Below are 17,620 nucleotides of genomic sequence, written 5' to 3'. Positions count from 1 at the left end.
GTAAAAGAATGAGTCATTCTGTTGCACTCAACTTTGCAGATGGTAAAACGTTCTTTATCTCTGTGAATAATGATGAGCTTTTACTTGATGCTGCGTTCCGTCAAGGTATCACATTGCCTTTAGACTGCCGTGAAGGCGTTTGCGCAACCTGTCAAGGGCAATGTGAAAGTGGCAATTACACTCAAGATTATGTCGATGAAGAAGCATTAACCGAACGTGATCTGGCAGAGCGTAAAATTTTAGCTTGTCAAACACGAGTGCAATCGAATGCTGCATTCTATTTCGATCATGACTCAAGTTTCTGTAATGCTGGTGAAACACTTCAACTCGAAACCAAAGTGACTCACGTAGAATTAGTCTCTGAAACTACGGCAATCATTCATGTAGATGCCAGTCAACATACGCAGAAAATTGATTATTTACCGGGTCAATATGCTCGATTAAAAATTCCTGATGCAAATGATTGGCGTTCTTATTCCTTTGCCAATTTACCCAATGAAGGTAATCAATTACAGTTTTTAATTCGCTTACTCCCGCAAGGTCTCATGAGTGACTATCTGCGAGATCGAGCAAAAGTTGGGGATACAATTTTACTCGAAGCACCTTTAGGAAGTTTTTATCTTCGCGAAGTGGAAAAAGAAAAGCCATTAGTCTTTGTCGCAGGAGGTACTGGATTGTCAGCATTTTTAGGAATGCTAGATCAAATTGTGAAACAACCTCAAATTCCACCAGTACATCTGTATTATGGTGTAAACAAAGAGCAAGATTTGTGTGAACAAGAAAGGTTAAAAGCATACTCAGCTAAGATTCCACACTTTGAGTATCATCCCGTAATCGGACAACCTTCTAATGATTGGACTGGAAAAAAAGGATTTATCCACGAACATTTAGATCAATCGCAATTAAGCGAATCAGCATTCGATATGTATTTGTGTGGTCCGCCACCAATGATCGATGCTGTCAAAAATTGGTTAGCTGATCACCAGATAGACAACGGACGTGTTTACAGTGAGAAGTTTATTCAAAGTCATAGCTCTAGATAATTAAATGAGCTGATGACAATCACTAAGGACTATCGTTAATATTCTTTGCAAACGATAGTCCTTTTTTGTTCTAACGTTTGAATATATGGAAATTTTAAATGCAAAAAATAATTGTAAATGACGTTATTGATCGGGAAAAAATGTCCCCTTTACAATGGACAGTTTTCTTTCTGGGGTTTTTGGTTTTTTTCTGTGATGGATTAGACACTGGCATCTTAGGCTTTATTGCACCAGCATTGTTAGATGATTGGGGGATTTCAAAACCAGATCTAGCACCTGTGCTGAGTGCGGCCTTAGTAGGCATGTCGATCGGCGCCATTATCTCAGGACCATTATCAGATAAATTTGGACGCAAGGGTGTCATCGTAATGACGACTTTGTTGTTTTCAATTTTCACCATCATGTGTGGATTTGCTTCTAACACACAAGAACTTATGATCTATCGTTTTATTACAGGGGTCGGACTTGGTGCGGCTATGCCGAATATCAGCACAATGGTATCCGAATACATGCCTCTAAAACGTAAAGCATTCCTGACCGGATTAGCAGGTTGCGGATTTATGTTAGGGATCTCAAGTGGCGGTGTCTTATCTGCGTTCTTATTAGAGAATCAAGGGTGGGCAAATGTCATTATTATTGGCGGTGTAATCCCACTCATTGTATTGGTATTTTTGATTACCAAGTTACCTGAATCACCTCAATACCTCATCAAACAAAATCGTCAAGAAAAAGCAAAACCAATTCTTGAGAAGATTCACGGTCAAACATTTGATCAAAGTACTGTATTTGTTCTACCTGAAGCAGAAGTATTAGATCCTAAACAAAGCCCTGTTAAAATTTTATTTAGCAAATACTTTTGGGGTTCAGCAATGCTTTGGCTGTGTTGCTTTACCAGCCTAATGGTATTTTATCTGTTAACCAGCTGGATGCCGACTATTCTTAAAACCGCTGGATTCACAACAGAACAGTTTAGTTTAATTGCAGCGATTTTCCCATTCGGCGGTGTAATAGGTGCATGCTTTATGGGGTGGTATATGGATAAAGTTAATCCAAATACTGTGATTAAATATTCTTATCTCGCAGCATTTGTATTGTTCTTCGTTGCAGCATTCGTAAGCCAAAGTATTGTTTTACTCGGTATTGCAATTTTCTTAATTGGCGCATTATTAGTGGGTGCTCAATCATCACTACTTCCATTAACAGCACTGTTCTACCCTTCAGTGTGCCGCGGTGTAGGTGTTTCATGGATGCATGGTATTGGTCGTATCGGTGCGATCTTAGGTGCGTTCTACGGATCACTGATTTTTACTTTTGAATTATCTCTTGCAGGTATTTTCTATGTCCTAGCAATTCCGACATTTATTTCGTTTATTGCGCTCGCATTAAAAGGACTAAAACAACCTGAATCAGCCAATACTGCAACTGCAGAGGTAACGCAGTAATCTCAACTCAGTCATTAAAAAGCCCCAATCAAGGGGCTTTTTTTTAAACCATTATTTTAAGTGTTTCACTCGGGAGAACCCCATATTTGGCTTTGTATTCTTGAGAAAATCGTCCTAAATGTCTGAATCCCCAGTCATAAGCCAATCTCGAAATGGAAATATTTGCATTGTTCTGCAGCAAAGCATGATGAATCTGTTCAAGTCTATAGTTTTTTAAATAATCCATAGGACTCATATGCAGCGCTTGTTGAAACTCACGGTATAAAGTCGATTTTGAAGTTCCCGATATCATGACTAAATCTGATGCATCCAACTCTTGATCAGCAAAACGATGGATAAACTCTCTGACCAACATGACTGGCTTCGGAAGCTGATACTCTTGGAGCGATCTTAATTCATTGGAATAATTATTGTGCTGGGTTAAAAGCAAAGCCTTAATCAAAAAACTTTCATAATCTTGAGAAAGCAGATTTAAACCATCAAAACGAGAATAATCTTGCCTGAGCGATAAACATTGTTGAATATTATTCCACCACAATCTTAGGAAGTTATCTTCACTAAATGGCATATCTGGCTCAAAAATCACCCGCTCTTTAACAGGTTTAGAAAGCAAATTGGAAAGTACAGATTTGACACTTTCTTCAGGAATCACCACTTGAAATTTTTTACAATTACGGTGAATGATGAGTTCTTGCTGATCCTGACTAGAAACAATGATTCCATTATTACTGTGTGATAAATGAGTTTCTCCATTCATACGCAATGTTTGCTGTCCATGAATAGGCAAACTGATACTGTATGCACCTAGCTGCTGAATTTGAATAGACACATCTGTGCCATAACTGATACAGCCAATTGCCATTTTTTTACTCGGCAAGCGTATACCTGAATAATGAAAATCAAGCTGATCTTTACGAGCAGTTTCTAATTGATGTGAACCACAAATAAGGCTCATTAATCGTTGAGCAACGTTCAATTCACGCGATGCGTGACTAAGATCCTTATGTTGGCTGAGTGTGATCATCCTGTTCACCTAGCTATTTTGAATCATGATAAATACTATAAAACAATTTTAATAATAATGTCGAAATAAAGTCTCTTCGCTTCGACTAAATATTTAAATATATTTTTGAACACAGATTAGTAAATTAAAAAATACTAATTTGGTATCTTATATTACTTAATAGGTATTTTAATTTTTTATTATTTTTCATTAACTTATATTAAAATCACAATGATAAAAAATTTGGTTTTATTTGACATTCAGCGATTATAGAGATAGATTTTTAAATAACGTCCTAAGGATAGGGCTGATATAAATAAATGTAATTTTTTTCAATTACCACTATAGCTATTAAATTTTAAAATTATTATTTCTGGTCTGAATATTGCTTCATTTATTTATATCGTAAATCTCATTCCATGATATCAATTTAACACTACTGTCATGGTACGGACTACTAATGAGCCAAAAGGATTCACAATGAACCAGCTTCATTCCTCTCAGCTAACTGGGCAAAATTTTAGTAATGAATCAATTTTCAACAGTCAAAACTTGGTCTTCAATCAAGCAGATTTGAGCGAAACTTGTAAAAATGTAGGGCAAATTTTTAAGCCTCATGCTCTAAAAGTGTTAAAATCAGCTAAAAATTTTAGTGCAAGCATGCATCATGTTCAAACTGGGGCTCTTTCTATCAGCCGCTTGGAATATGGCGCAGATGTATTGATCGAACCAGATCAACTTGAAAAGTTTTATCTTATTCAGATTCCTACTCGAGGCTATGCTGAAATTGAATTTGGTCAAGATAAATTTATTTCATACTCAGAAGTAGCGTCAATTATCTCACCTGACCAATCACTCAGAATGCGCTGGCGTGCTCACTCCCCTCAACTCATTCTCAAAATTTCAAAAGATGATTTTGCACATCATTGTCAGCAACATATCGTGAAATCTGAACAAAAAAATGTAATTTTTAATCCTCGACTTGATTTTACCACTCAATCTGGTGGTTATTTTCTGCAACTTTTGAGAACCATGATGGATGCACTTAAATGTGAGCATCATCCTCTCCACCACCCACTTGCATTTAAGCAGTTTGAATCAAATCTATTTAATGCGCTTATTTATGGACAACCAAATAATGCTTTTTTTAAAGCAAATTCTCATCATGAGAAAAAATTAGCGCCCTACTTTATCAAACGTGCTGAAGCATACATTCACCACCACTTACATGAACCACTCAACATAGAAGTCTTGGCGGAACAATCAGGTGTAAGTGCACGAACACTCTTTGCAGGATTCAAAAACCATTTTGGCATTACCCCTATGGCATATTTACGTGAGCTTCGTTTTGAACAAGCTCATCTTGAACTGATGAATAATGAACATGCCACGGTCACTGATGTTGCATTTAAGTGGGGCTTTACTCATTTAGGTCGTTTTTCACAAGAGTACAAACGTCGTTATGGCGAGCTGCCATCATCAACGCGTAAGATTACACAAAATTCACTCTTCTCTTAATTTTATGTCTGTCAATAAAAAAGCCTGTGAAATCACAGGCTTTTTTGATTAGAAATGATGAATGTATCGAATTTGAAATCGATCGCCTTCAGTTCTATTTTTTGCATCATGCTCGAAATATGCATTTGCGATGACATGATTTTTTGGCGAGTGACTATACATAAGTCCAGGTCCAACTGCCCACACACTTTCTTTGCGACCATCGACTTTTACACCATCAACTTTAGTATCGGTAAGCTGTTTTAAATAGTACCCACTTAAACCCAATCGAATCTGATCATGTACAGCATATTCAGATGCTAGGTTAATGTGTACTGCTTGCCCCGCTTGGATGTCATCAGCAGCACCAAAACCATAAGTTGGATCATCATTTTTAAAATTATACAAATAATGAGCGCGTGTCGAAGCTGTCCATTTCGGATTAAACCAATACGTTGCAGCCCAATATGGATTGAAGGAAAATGCATTATTACCCGGATTAATATCACGGTTTTGCTGATATTCCCCTGTTGGCAAATTTATCTGTAATTCTATTCGATGGACAAATTTTGGTCCCTGTTCACCCATGACTGGATCAAACTGGAGAAATGGACCAATCATCAAATCTCCAAATCCACTTTTAGCTTTTAAGGCTTGATTATTTAAACCATCGTCAACACTGATTTTACTTAAATAAGGGATAAGTAAATTCAGACCTAGACTTGAATGAGCAGTCGGTTTATAGGTCGACATGTAACTTAATTGCTCGACAATCACTTGATAATTTAAATCTGTTTTGGGCAGCGGAAGCCTTTGTCCACTCGCATCTCTCAACTTATCACTGTCATAATGTTGAAAATACGTTTGCGAATACCAACCAGGTCCAGCTGGTAGTCCACCATCTAGAAAGCTGGTCATACCCAAATTCACAGTCGGTAAATCATAAGCAAGAACATGTGATGAATTTGCTGTAGTAAACAAGGTTAAAGCACTTAATATAATTTTATTTTTCATGTGTATTTCCCATAAAAAACCACGATTATTCATCGTGGTTTTTAAAGCAATGATTAAAGGTCTGGATGGCACGCTGCAATTTGGTAACGACCAGCATGAAATACTAAGGGCTCACCAGCAGTTTGTTGATATTTTTGAATTTCACCGATAAAAATCAAGTGATCGCCACCTTCGTATTGCTGTACATTTTTACAAACAAGTGTAGCAAGTGCTTCGTTCAGTAATGGAACACCTGTATCACATTCACCATGATCAACTGTGGCAAACTTATCTTGTGCACCACGGGCAAAATGGGTAGAAAGCTGATGCTGCTCCTTCGTTAACATATGAACTGCAAAGTGCTCAGCTGCAACAAAATCGGGCAAACTTGGTGCTGTTTTCGACAAGCTCCACAACACAAGCGGTGGATCTAATGACAACGAAGAAAATGAATTGGCTGTCATACCCACTTTTCGTCCATCCGTTCCACGTGTGGTGATTACGGTAACACCTGTGGCAAACTGACCAAGAAGATTACGAATCTCGCGAGGATTACTGATGTCAATCTCTTGCAGATTAATTTTATCTAATACATCCATTTTTAACACCTCAGTTCCATCAAGCCACTTGAGAAACTTGATCTGTTTCTAATAATTCTTTCGCTGCGTTTTCGTCAAACCACCACGGTGAAAAGTTACGTGGATCATCAAAATTATTAACGATCTGAGAAGCTAAATTGTGATTTTGAGAGGCTGCACCTAGTAGCTCAACAACATGAGGTCGAGGTGGAACCAATAAACTATTTGTCCAGCTCACGACTTTTTCAGCATATGACCAATATTTCTCAAACGTTGACTCCATCCAATCTTCAGTAAACGCTTGATTACCGTGTGCTAAGATCGCATCGAAATAAACCTTGCTACACTTAGCTGCATTATTTGATCCTTGACCTGTGATTGGATCATTCACCACCAATGCATCTGCCATACCAAATATTTTTTTACCAGAAGCCAATGTCATGACAGGTTTACGTACTGTTGGCGGGAATCGTCCTGCTAAATATCCTCCATGATCTGTCAGCGTCACGTCTTGACAACGCTCATATTCCCACGGCAAATGTTGTTTCAGAATTTCTAAGCTTTTATTTAAATGTTCTTCTGGTGTTTTAACTTCAGCCCAGCAATCCATAGGACCATTAGGAATCCCTTCAAAAACCATAATGTCACATGGACCATTTACTGTAAGCGCAGGAAAACAAAAATACTCACCCACCCCAGGAATAATATTAAAGCTCACTCTCGAGTATGGCGAAATGGGCTTCATTCCATTCACATAAGTCAAAGCCAATGCACGCTGAGGTTTGTCAAAAGTGCTACGTTCTGCGTCACGTACAAACTCTTTAACCACTTCACCTTTACCCGCAGCCAAGAGCACTAATTCATACTCGTCAGCCAAATGTTCTAATTCGTTTAGACCGACGTCTTGGAGAACAAACTTGCCTCCACGGCGCTGAAACTCTTCAAGCCAATAAGGCATCTTGACACGTTGATCAACAGATTGAGCATAACGCTCTAATCGCGCACTCCATTTAAATGCTCTTTCACCACTTGCTGGATCAACCAAAGCAAAACTAATACCTTCTACCGCTGGACAATGCTCTTCCCAAAAATTTAGTCCTAAATCACGCTCAGTCTGTAACGCAGTATGGAACATACATTGACTAGACATGACTTTACCTTGACGAATCTCATCAGGAGTTTTATTCGATAAAATCGTGATGTCATATCCCTTATCCAGCAGTCCTAATCCAAGTTGAAGTCCTGACTGACCTGCACCAACAATTGCAATTTTTCTCATCTTTATTCTCCAATATTTAATTTATTCTGCTAAACGTGGTATTGCGGGTTGATTCGTTTCAGGCCCCATGACTGAATACCCACCATCTACTGCATAGTCTGCGCCAGTCACAAAACTTGCAGCATCCGACAATAAGAATGTCACTACATTTGCCACTTCTGCCGGATTACCCAAACGTCCCAAGAGATGATAATCACTTGCTACAGCATCAGCTTTCGCACGATTTTGTCCACTCACTTCAGAAATCACTCTCGACCAAGTCCAACCTGGTGAAACTGAGTTGACACGGATACCATCTGGCGCAAAATCCATTGCCATCGATTTGGTCAGTTGTAAAATTGCCGCTTTAGAAACTGGATATAACCAACGTCCCGTTTGAGCACATTGCGCTGAAATCGAGGTGAAATTCACCACTGACCCTTTATTTTTTTGCAAATCTTCATATACGGCACGCGTTAGCTCAACAATAGACACCAAATTGATATCTAATGCTTTTAACCAATCTGATCTTGGTGATTTGAAGCCATCATCAAGATAGGTACATGCCAAGTTCACCAAATAACTGACTTCACCTAGATGATTTCTGATGCTGTTCACCGCTTCCTGAATTGCAATGTCTGAAGTTAGATCAGTTTGTATAAACATCACTTCATAAGGATGTTGCGCAGCTATGGTTTTTCCGTAGTCATCAATGTCTAAAATGGCAACTTTAGCCCCTAAATTCACGAGACTTTGAACCACAGCCTGTCCAATCAACGTTGATCCACCACTGACAATGGCAACTTTATCTTTAATATTTAATTCCATTTTTTGCCCCAAATATTTTGATTATTCGATTGGCTTACCAGCACTCGACTCCCAACTTGGCATCAAGCCATTTGAAGGAATATCTTCATCTAAAAGTTTTTTCGCTGTTTCTACGCCTGCGACAGGCAATCCTTCTGGATTAAGTAATCCGATTTGGACAAGTACAGAAGCTTGATCCCAATAAATATGTTCGTGACAAAGTTTTGGACCTCTAAACTGAATGACCCCCAACATTGGAATTTCGACATATTTTCCAGTCGGTTTTACACCTGGTAATAACCAATCAATTTCAGTGTCGTGAGTGAAACTCATGATGAATTCATCCACAACCTGAGTAGATCCCACAGTTCTAGAAATTGAGGTGATTTTCATATCTTGAGGGTTTTGATGTACAAAATGATATCGATAGAATCGCGCTAACTGGCTATATCCCACACCACCTGTCAATGTTGGAATGTGATTCACATACGGTTGAGCGACCATCGTTGCCATGGTTGCTGGTACATCGCGCGTGTCGAACTCATGTCTGATATGCTCTTCCCACAATGCAACTAAGTCATAGTGAGGGCCAACCGTTTCATGTAATGCTGTTACGGTACGTTCATGGGCGAATCGCGCCGATGGTTTGTGATAATGATCGCTGTTCGGTCGTGCAAATGCGTGATCAACACCTTCATAAACATAAGCATGAATATGTTTAAATTGTGCGCATGCTTTAGTGATTTGATTTCGCGCTTCAGCTGGACAGAATTGATCAAGTTCAGCCATGTGTAACACAAGCTTACCCTTCACATTCGAGAGTTCATCGAGCGCTTTTTCAATGCCTACACCGTAGTAAGCAATCGAACACGCTAAGTTATCAATACGGCATGCCGCCAAATATGCAAGTTTTCCACCAAGACAATATCCCACCACTGACTGACCCGAAGTCGTGTCACACGCATCTAAAGTCGTTAAAAAATCTAAACTTTCACGAATATCATTTACACCCTGATCTTCATCATATTGTTGATAAAGTTGAAAAGCTTTTTCAAAATCCTCAGGTGTATAACCTAACTCAATGTTTGGTGCAGTACGCCAAAATAGATCAGGGACTAAAACGGTATAGCCTTCCTCTGCGAGAAAGTCAGCTTTTGCTCGCATCGCTGCATTGATACCAAATATTTCATGACACAATACAATCCCTGAACCTTTCTTCGCTTCTGGGACTGCCAAATACCCTGAATAGCGATTCCCTGATTTGGTAGTGATCTCAATCGTTTGACCTGTCATTTTTTCTTCCCTAAGACATCGAATATGATCTGATCATGAAATGAAATGCGATAACAAACTGTCCAAAAAATGCGGAGACTATCCAGAGACTGCTGATTCTTTACACAAAGAATTTGCATAAATGGATATCGAATTTAATTATTCAATAAACGAAATTGAGTCGTTGGTTATAATATTGGTTCGACTCATTTATTTTTTGCTAAAAATAGATCTTATAATCGATTTACGCATTTTTTCTCATGCTAAGCTTGAGCAGTACTTCTTCGTTTCAAAATTTAACTACAGGTTTTTTTCAAAGATGACTTTAGATCAATCCAATATCGATCTTTCAACATTGACGCCAATGATGCAGCAATACATGACGGTGAAATTACAGCACCCGCATTCGTTAATGTTCTATCGTATGGGTGATTTCTACGAGTTATTTTTTGACGATGCGCATAAAGCCGCCAAAATTTTAGGGATTACGTTAACCCACCGCGGTAAAGCGAATGGACAACCGATACCCATGGCTGGAGTTCCGTATCATGCAGCAGAAGGATACTTAGCGCGTTTAGTTAAAAAAGGTGAAACCGTTGTTATTTGTGAACAACTTGGGGAAGTCACTGGTAAAGGACCTGTCGAACGTGGTGTAGTCAGAATTATTACACCGGGTACATTGACAGACGATGCATTGCTGAATGACTATCAGAGTTCAAATTTAGTATCCATCTGTATTAAATCTGATGAAATTGGTATCGCCCTATTAGATCTCAGTGCAGGTATTTTTAAAGTCCAACAACAAAATTTTCAAGCTGAACAACTTCCTCTGGAACTTGCGCGTCTTATGCCAAGTGAAGTTTTGATTGATGAAGATTTCAAGTATCCAGAAGTGGTTGAACAGATTAAGCAAATTCTTGATTGTCCCGTTACAAAACGCCCAAATGTAGACTTCAATCTGAATAATGCGCAAAAAACTTTATGTGATCAATTTGCCGTAAGTACTTTATCTGGCTTTGGAATTGAACATCTTGAGTTAGCGAAAGCAGCCGCGGCAGCTTTAATTCATTATGCTAAAGATACCCAAAAAACAGCTTTGCCACATATTCGTTCAATTCGACTTGAACAAAGCTCCGATTTTATCGCTCTTGATCCTGTGACGCGACGAAATCTAGAGATCATTGATCCTTTGTTTGAGCATGGCACTTCATTATTTGATTTGACCAACCAATGTCAAACGGCTATGGGTAGCCGACTACTTAGTCGAACCTTAATGCAACCGATTCGTGATACTGCGTTGTTAGATCAGCGTTTAGATGCGATACAAACAATACTCTCTGGCTATCATGAAGCTCCAATTCGTCTGGTATTAAAAGAAATCAGTGATATCGAACGCGTACTCAGCCGTGTGGCATTAGGAAGTGCGCGACCACGTGATTTAGTGCAACTACGTCAAGCCTGTGCTCAGATTCCGTATTTACGCCATGCATTAGCACCAATGACCTCAACACCGCAATCCGCTTTAATCAATCAATTGAATGAGGAATTGGGTGACTTTAATGGTTTACATCATCGCCTCATGTCAGCCATTGTGGAAAACCCACCTGTTCTACTCAGAGATGGCAATGTCATTGCAAATGGTTTTGATCATGAATTGGATGAACTTCGTCAAATACGCGATCATGCAGGACAATTTTTAATTGATTTAGAAATCAAAGAAAGAGAAACAACAGGTATAAACACACTAAAAATCGGTTATAACCGAGTGAGTGGCTACTATATTGAATTAACCAGAGCGCAAGCAGAACAAGCTCCTGCCCATTATATTCGTCGTCAAACATTAAAAAATGCTGAACGTTATATCACCCCTGAATTGAAGTCTTTCGAAGATAAAGTGCTCTCAAGCGAATCGCGTGCATTGGCTCGTGAAAAACTTTTGTTTGAAATGTTATTGGATGAATTACGTCAAGATATTGCCAATCTTCAAATGATGGCGAGTGCTATTGCTCAACTGGATGTACTGACAAACTTCGCACATCTATCAAGATTATATAATTGGAATCGTCCGGAATTTAGCCCTGAAATTGGAATACACATTCAAGCAGGACGCCATCCCGTTGTTGAATCACTGATTAAAACGCCTTACACCCCAAATGATACTTATCTAGATGTACAGCATCGTATGTCGATTATCACAGGCCCAAATATGGGTGGTAAATCTACATTCATGCGTCAGACGGCGTTAATTACGCTCTTAGCATATTGCGGTAGTTTCGTTCCAGCGAAATCTGCCAAATTGGGACCTATTGATCGGATCTTTACGCGTATCGGTTCAGCAGACGATCTTTCTTCTGGCAAATCTACATTTATGGTGGAAATGACGGAAACTTCTCAAATTTTACATCATGCCACTCAACAATCTTTGGTATTGATGGACGAAGTAGGTCGTGGCACAAGCACTTATGATGGTTTGTCATTAGCTTGGGCTTGTGTTCTTGATTTGACGCATCGCATTAAATGTTTATGTCTTTTTGCAACGCACTATTTTGAATTAACAGAATTAGGCATGGATCCGTGTATTGATAATTATCATGTCACTGCGCAAGAAGTGAATGGTCATCTCATCTTATTGCATAAGGTTCAAAAAGGTCCTGCAAGTCAAAGTCATGGTTTACAGGTCGCTAAACTAGCAGGTATTCCTCAAAACGTGATTAAAGAGGCTCAAGCTAAACTTAAAAAACTGGAGAAACTCCAACTGCAAACTCAACCTGTGCAAAAAGATCTGTTCTCTCAAGATTTATTTTCAAATAGTGAACCTGTAGAAAAAATTATTGAAGTTGAAAATGTGGTTGAAATTCATCAACCTTCTCAAGTTGAACAACTCCTTTCAGAAATTATTGTAGATGACTTAAGTCCAAGACAGGCTTTAGACCAACTCTACCAACTCAAACAATTACTCCAAAAATCTTAGTTCAAGCACACTCAATCAATAAGCCAGTCAACTGCTGGCTTTTTTTATTCATGATTTTTGAAATTCAGAGACAAAATGCCTAAGAATTTGGAAATCCAAGAGGTCTCATCATAAATATTACTGATTTAGTAGCATCCCCTATATTAAATATCAAGAAAAGGAATTGTTAGTTTCGTTCAATTTGCCTAAAATACAGCATTCGTTATTAGAACCATATTTTTTAGGTAGCTGACGCCATGACCTTTGTTGTCACTGAAAATTGTATTAAATGTAAGTATCAAGACTGTGTAGAAGTTTGCCCAGTTGACTGTTTCTATGAAGGTCCAAACTTTCTAGTCATTAATCCAGATGAGTGTATTGACTGCGCGTTATGTGAGCCTGAATGCCCTGCAAATGCCATTTTCTCGGAAGATGAACTACCTGAAGGTCAAGAAGTCTTTATCGAACTCAATGCTGAACTTGCAGAAAAATGGCCAAATATTACTCAGATTGGTGATCAGCCAGCTGACCGTGAAGAATGGAATGGCAAACCAAATAAATTGCAATATTTAGAAAAATAATCCAATGAGAGATCAGCTTCGGCTGATCTTTTTTATACCCAATTGGTACATTTATTTGCAATTTATACGCATTCTTGATAATCAATTAGCATAAAATAGAAACTTATTTGCTTTAGTAAAATTTATTTATAATGAAATTAATTTTGAAGGGCTTGTGCTCAATCAGTGCAATATCGTTGATATTGATTGGATGTACGTCCTCCCCTCAAAAAGGACGAACAATCGTCACCAATGATGGTCAACGCATATATATTCCACAAGAAAAAATAACCTATGAACGTCCAGCGCGACCAAAAGTCATGCCGAATTCTTATCGTGTTTGGCTGATGCAAGGTAATAACCAAGCTCAAGCACGAGAATATGAACAATACTTAGAACGTAATAATGTTGGCAATATTATCCCAAGTTTTGAATTATTTAAATCAGCACGTGCTTGGCAGAAATGTGGTAAATCTGAATATATGGTTCCAAACCGTGAGCTATGGTCGAATCAGTTACCAACACTGAAAGTATTTAAATATCTCGTTGCAGCAAGGATTTTAACTGATTTTGAGGTTACATCTGTATATCGTGACCTTCCATTAAATCAGTGTGCTGGTGGCGCAGGTTCGTCTCGACACTTGTATAACTCAGCCATTGATTTCAGAATCGGTCCTGAATTTCCTCAGGCTGAAGATTATGCATTCATCGAAAATTCTAAATTTAAATTGTGCCAATTTTGGCAAAATTATGGTCAAAGCTTAAATATGGGCTTAGGTTTGTATGCGACTGGTCAAATACATATTGATACTCAAGGTTACCGAACTTGGGGACCCGATCTGACTCGAAATACATCTTTATGCCATTACTAATTTTAGATGATCACATTTAATTAAGAGGTCTTTGACCTCTTTTTTTTGACTGATTTTTCAGCATCAAAGCATCAGAAATTTGCACATTCACTCGAAACGATTACAATGCACTGAACTCCCTACAGGTACTCAGTTATGCAACAACAATGGTCAGATATTGATGCTTATATTGAATCTCATCTGATGCCAGAAGATCCAATTTTAACTCAGACTCTACAAAATACAGCTGATAAGGGTTTTCCTGACCATCTAGCAGTTGCTGCTAACCAAGGCATGTTATTACAAATGTTGATTCAAATGAATCAGTGTAAGCGTGTGTTAGAGCTTGGAACCTTTGCGGCTTATAGCACCATGTGGCTAGCAAGAGCTCTTCCTGAGGATGGATATATTCTCACGATCGAGGGTCGTGATACACATGCAGCACTCGGTCAAGAAAATATCGACAATGCGAAATTAAAGCAAACGGTTGAATTAAAAGTTGGTCGCGCTGCGGATATTCTCAAATCTTTACCTGAAAATTTTGAGCCATTTGACTTTATATTTATTGATGCTGATAAACAAAGTTACCCAGAGTATTTAGAACTATCACTTAAATTTTCACGCTCAGGTACCATTATTTTTTTAGATAATGTGATTCGCGCTGGTGATATTTTGGATGAAAAAAATGTCAAACCAAGCATCGAAGGTATTCGTGAAATGTACCGCCTTATGCAGAATCATCCTCGACTATTGTCGAGTACAGCCTTACAAACCGTCGGCAGTAAAGGACATGATGGTTTTGCACTGGCGATTGTCAAATAAATCTTAATACTAGTCATTAGTATCACTTAAAGGAGTATTCATCAATTTGAATACTCCTTTTTCTTGCACTAAAGCCCTGAAAAAGTTATCCCCGATTCCTGTTTGTATTCCTGTGGATAAAAATAAAATATTATGGCAAACACCTGATTTTCATAAGCTTTAATCAAAAGATTATAAAATAATCAAACCATAAAACCCTACTGTTCTAAAAATTTATCCACCTTCTACCAGTAAAGTTGAACCAATATTTATCAAGTAAAATTAATCAAAATTGATTGATCATTTAGCAACCAACAATGGAACGACTGAATTTCTAAATATATTGGTCGTAATACTGCCCAAGAAAAATTGTTTTACTTTACTGCGACTATAAGCGCCTAGCACAATTAATTGAATTTGATGTTGTTGCTGATAATCTAAAATATTCTCAGCGACATCTCCAAAACGGTATTCAACAACCACATCCAATCCAGCTTCACGTAAATACTGAGCTGGGATATCAAGAATTTCGGGATGATCACCCACATAAAGCAAATGACACTGAAGTGTTCTTAATAAATCACTTTTAGCAACACGATGCATCATTTCTTTACAAGTCTGAGAATCTTCATAGGCAAAAATAAAACGTGTTGGTGGCTTAAAGGTTTCACCAACAGTTAGAACCGTACAACGGGCACCACGAATAAAATTCTCTACATTACTCCCTAAACTTTTGTGTTTTTCTGCGGAGCGCTCACCCACTCGACCAATAATCGCAATGTCATTTTCATTTAAAACATTGAAACTCTGTTCGAGGAAATCACCTTTTTCTTGAATTTTTATCGGCGTAATACCATATTTTTCTTCAATCACTTCTGAAATATGTGAAAGCAAATTATTACTATAATCTAAGGCTAATTCACTTTGTTTTTGTTCTAATTCCGCGAGTTCTTTTAAGAGCATTGCATTACTTTCAAATCCAATCACACCACTAATTTCACCCAGATGATAACTTGCAGGATAGTAATCTAAAACCTGTAAAAGGACTAACTCACGTTTAGTTCGATCCGCAATCCAGGCTGCTGCTTCAGCTAAGGCATGAATACATGGGGATGAATCAATACACGCAATTACACGGTTCATGATTGCCTCACTTTGACATGATGTCTGATTGTTCTTTTCTTTAAACTATCATAGCTTTCGGGCAAATGAACATGGTTTATGTAATTTAATTCAATCTTTCGCGTTACGAATTATTCACGCATTCGTATAAATTGAGCTGGATTCCCTGCAACAACTTCTCTTGCCTGAATATCCTTAGTAACCATACTATTCATACCTACAATCACCTGTTCGTGTATGGTCACGCCATCTTTAATGCCCACATGCGCCCCTAACCAAACATCACGATGAATCTCAATGCCTTTTGAGCGTACTGCTTGCTGGTAAATAGGTTGATCTAAACTCATGCCATGGTCAAATGCATAAAGATGACAATAAGCTGCGATCCGTACTTGGTCATGAATCTTAATCCCAACGCGTCCACCATCTAAAATACAATGATGATTAACGGCGACTTCAGACCCAATTTCTAAAGGACCATGCAAGGTACAATCCGCGGCAATAAAAGTATTATCTCCAATAATGATCTTCCGACCACGCTCAGCAAAAATATGGGCTAAAGGGGAAATGAAACAATTTTCTCCAATTTCAACAGTCTCCATGTCCATTAAATAGGCTTGATAATCTTTTTGCCAAGCTTCAGCCCATTCACGATGCTTTGCCTTGAGTGACCAATATAACCAAGGCATGTAATTCAAACGATGTTTATGCTGTTCTCGGTACTTGAGTAAAGGATCATGTTCCGTCACGTTCGACATCCTCTATATTCAATTGCTCACGTCCACGAGTCACATCTTGGATTTTCAGTTTAAACGGCTCAATTTCATGAATTTGCATACGTGCAGTAATCAATACTCCAGAATCAACATATTCTTCAATATATTCAATTTTTTGTTGATTTAACTCATATTGAAAAATCGACCACTCATTAAATTGGCATTTAAAATTTACAGTTTTCTTTTCGATGAGTTCAATTTTTTCGACTTGTAATAAACATTGCCCAGCAACACCTCCGTATGCTCGTACCAAGCCTCCAGTTCCGAGTTTGATACCACCATACCAGCGGTTTACCAATACAATAATATTAGTCAACTCATTCCCTTCAATCGTTGCGAGTATGGGTCTTCCAGCTGTTCCTGAAGGTTCTCCATCATCATTAAAACGGACTTGATGCCCCATTTTCCATGCCCAGCATTGATGGGTCGTCGAGGCATCAAAGTACTGGTTTAAAAATTCTTTTACATCCTGTTCATTTTCCACAGGTGCGGTGATCGCCTGAAAACGGCTTTTCTTAATATCTTCTTCATAGATATAAGTCTGAGCAAGAGTAAATGGCATGGTAAATTACAAAGATTGAACTCAAATACATTATGCGTGATTCAATCATATTAAAAAACCCAATCAAAAGATCATTGATTGGGTTTTAAACAGACTGAAAAAATA

16 protein-coding genes are annotated in these 17,620 nt (G+C 38.2%); 7 read left to right on the top strand and 9 right to left on the bottom strand.

Going from position 1 to position 17,620, the window contains the following annotated elements; genetic code table 11:
• Positions 1-8 precede the first annotated feature (8 nt).
• Together antC and BMW42_RS10630 are read left to right on the top strand one after the other, a co-directional pair.
• Positions 9-1,043: an anthranilate 1,2-dioxygenase electron transfer component AntC gene (gene antC / locus BMW42_RS10635; RefSeq protein WP_092767749.1), complete on the top strand. Its 1,035-nt coding sequence runs from the start codon at positions 9-11 to the stop codon at positions 1,041-1,043.
• A 98-nt stretch (positions 1,044-1,141) separates the two neighbouring features.
• A complete protein-coding gene (locus tag BMW42_RS10630) occupies positions 1,142-2,485 on the top strand; it encodes an MFS transporter (RefSeq protein ID WP_092767747.1) in 1,344 nt (447 codons plus the stop codon).
• Between the two features lie 43 nt (positions 2,486-2,528).
• On the opposite strand, the gene BMW42_RS10625 is transcribed toward BMW42_RS10630, so the two are convergent.
• Entirely contained in the window at positions 2,529-3,509 is a 981-nt protein-coding gene (locus BMW42_RS10625) for an AraC family transcriptional regulator (protein ID WP_092767745.1), read from the bottom strand.
• Positions 3,510-3,968: 459 nt separating this feature from the next.
• Between BMW42_RS10625 and BMW42_RS10620 the strand changes: the two genes are divergently transcribed.
• Positions 3,969-5,006, top strand: coding sequence for an AraC family transcriptional regulator (locus BMW42_RS10620; RefSeq protein ID WP_092767742.1), 1,038 nt, complete (start codon positions 3,969-3,971; stop codon positions 5,004-5,006).
• A gap of 48 nt (positions 5,007-5,054) precedes the next feature.
• Here the strand turns inward: BMW42_RS10620 and BMW42_RS10615 are convergent, their stop codons facing one another.
• From BMW42_RS10615 to BMW42_RS10595, 5 genes are read right to left on the bottom strand one after another with little or no spacing between them, the layout of a single operon-like run.
• Positions 5,055-5,999, bottom strand: a complete 945-nt coding sequence (locus tag BMW42_RS10615) for a SphA family protein (RefSeq protein WP_092767740.1) — start codon at positions 5,997-5,999, stop codon at positions 5,055-5,057.
• Between the two features lie 53 nt (positions 6,000-6,052).
• On the bottom strand, positions 6,053-6,577 hold the full coding sequence (locus BMW42_RS10610; protein ID WP_092767738.1) for a flavin reductase family protein: 525 nt from the start codon (positions 6,575-6,577) through the stop codon (positions 6,053-6,055).
• Positions 6,578-6,596: 19 nt separating this feature from the next.
• A complete protein-coding gene (locus tag BMW42_RS10605) occupies positions 6,597-7,835 on the bottom strand; it encodes a styrene monooxygenase/indole monooxygenase family protein (RefSeq protein ID WP_092767736.1) in 1,239 nt (412 codons plus the stop codon).
• A gap of 21 nt (positions 7,836-7,856) precedes the next feature.
• Complete coding sequence (locus BMW42_RS10600) at positions 7,857-8,642, bottom strand: SDR family oxidoreductase (protein WP_092767734.1); 786 nt, start codon at positions 8,640-8,642, stop codon at positions 7,857-7,859.
• Positions 8,643-8,663: 21 nt separating this feature from the next.
• Positions 8,664-9,914 (bottom strand): dienelactone hydrolase family protein, encoded by a 1,251-nt coding sequence (locus tag BMW42_RS10595; protein WP_092767732.1) that lies wholly within the window; start codon positions 9,912-9,914, stop codon positions 8,664-8,666.
• Between the two features lie 298 nt (positions 9,915-10,212).
• Between BMW42_RS10595 and mutS the strand changes: the two genes are divergently transcribed.
• The 4 genes from mutS to BMW42_RS10575 all read left to right on the top strand — a co-directional run bounded on the left by mutS (position 10,213) and on the right by BMW42_RS10575 (position 15,076).
• The gene (mutS, locus tag BMW42_RS10590) at positions 10,213-12,864 is read left to right on the top strand and encodes a DNA mismatch repair protein MutS (protein ID WP_092767729.1); all 2,652 of its coding nucleotides are present in this window, start codon (positions 10,213-10,215) and stop codon (positions 12,862-12,864) included.
• A gap of 236 nt (positions 12,865-13,100) precedes the next feature.
• Positions 13,101-13,424: a ferredoxin FdxA gene (gene fdxA / locus BMW42_RS10585; RefSeq protein ID WP_035266386.1), complete on the top strand. Its 324-nt coding sequence runs from the start codon at positions 13,101-13,103 to the stop codon at positions 13,422-13,424.
• A gap of 131 nt (positions 13,425-13,555) precedes the next feature.
• On the top strand, positions 13,556-14,275 hold the full coding sequence (locus BMW42_RS10580) for a D-Ala-D-Ala carboxypeptidase family metallohydrolase (protein WP_035266384.1): 720 nt from the start codon (positions 13,556-13,558) through the stop codon (positions 14,273-14,275).
• Positions 14,276-14,410: 135 nt separating this feature from the next.
• The gene (locus tag BMW42_RS10575; RefSeq protein WP_035266381.1) at positions 14,411-15,076 is read left to right on the top strand and encodes an O-methyltransferase; all 666 of its coding nucleotides are present in this window, start codon (positions 14,411-14,413) and stop codon (positions 15,074-15,076) included.
• A 279-nt stretch (positions 15,077-15,355) separates the two neighbouring features.
• Here the strand turns inward: BMW42_RS10575 and BMW42_RS10570 are convergent, their stop codons facing one another.
• From BMW42_RS10570 to BMW42_RS10560, 3 genes are all read right to left on the bottom strand, one after another.
• Complete coding sequence (locus BMW42_RS10570; RefSeq protein WP_035266378.1) at positions 15,356-16,198, bottom strand: universal stress protein; 843 nt, start codon at positions 16,196-16,198, stop codon at positions 15,356-15,358.
• 110 nt (positions 16,199-16,308) lie between these two features.
• Positions 16,309-16,926, bottom strand: a complete 618-nt coding sequence (locus BMW42_RS10565; RefSeq protein WP_092767727.1) for a DapH/DapD/GlmU-related protein — start codon at positions 16,924-16,926, stop codon at positions 16,309-16,311.
• On the bottom strand, positions 16,913-17,515 hold the full coding sequence (locus tag BMW42_RS10560) for an IMPACT family protein (RefSeq protein ID WP_092767725.1): 603 nt from the start codon (positions 17,513-17,515) through the stop codon (positions 16,913-16,915). The genes BMW42_RS10565 and BMW42_RS10560 overlap by 14 nt, the downstream gene beginning before the upstream one ends.
• Between the last annotated feature and the right edge of the window lie 105 nt (positions 17,516-17,620).

It is taken from the genome of Acinetobacter sp. DSM 11652, assembly GCF_900109815.1.
Taxonomy (GTDB): Bacteria; Pseudomonadota; Gammaproteobacteria; order Pseudomonadales; family Moraxellaceae; genus Acinetobacter.
Note: the sequence above shows the minus strand (reverse complement) of the source record. Positions and strands in the feature narration are given on the sequence as shown.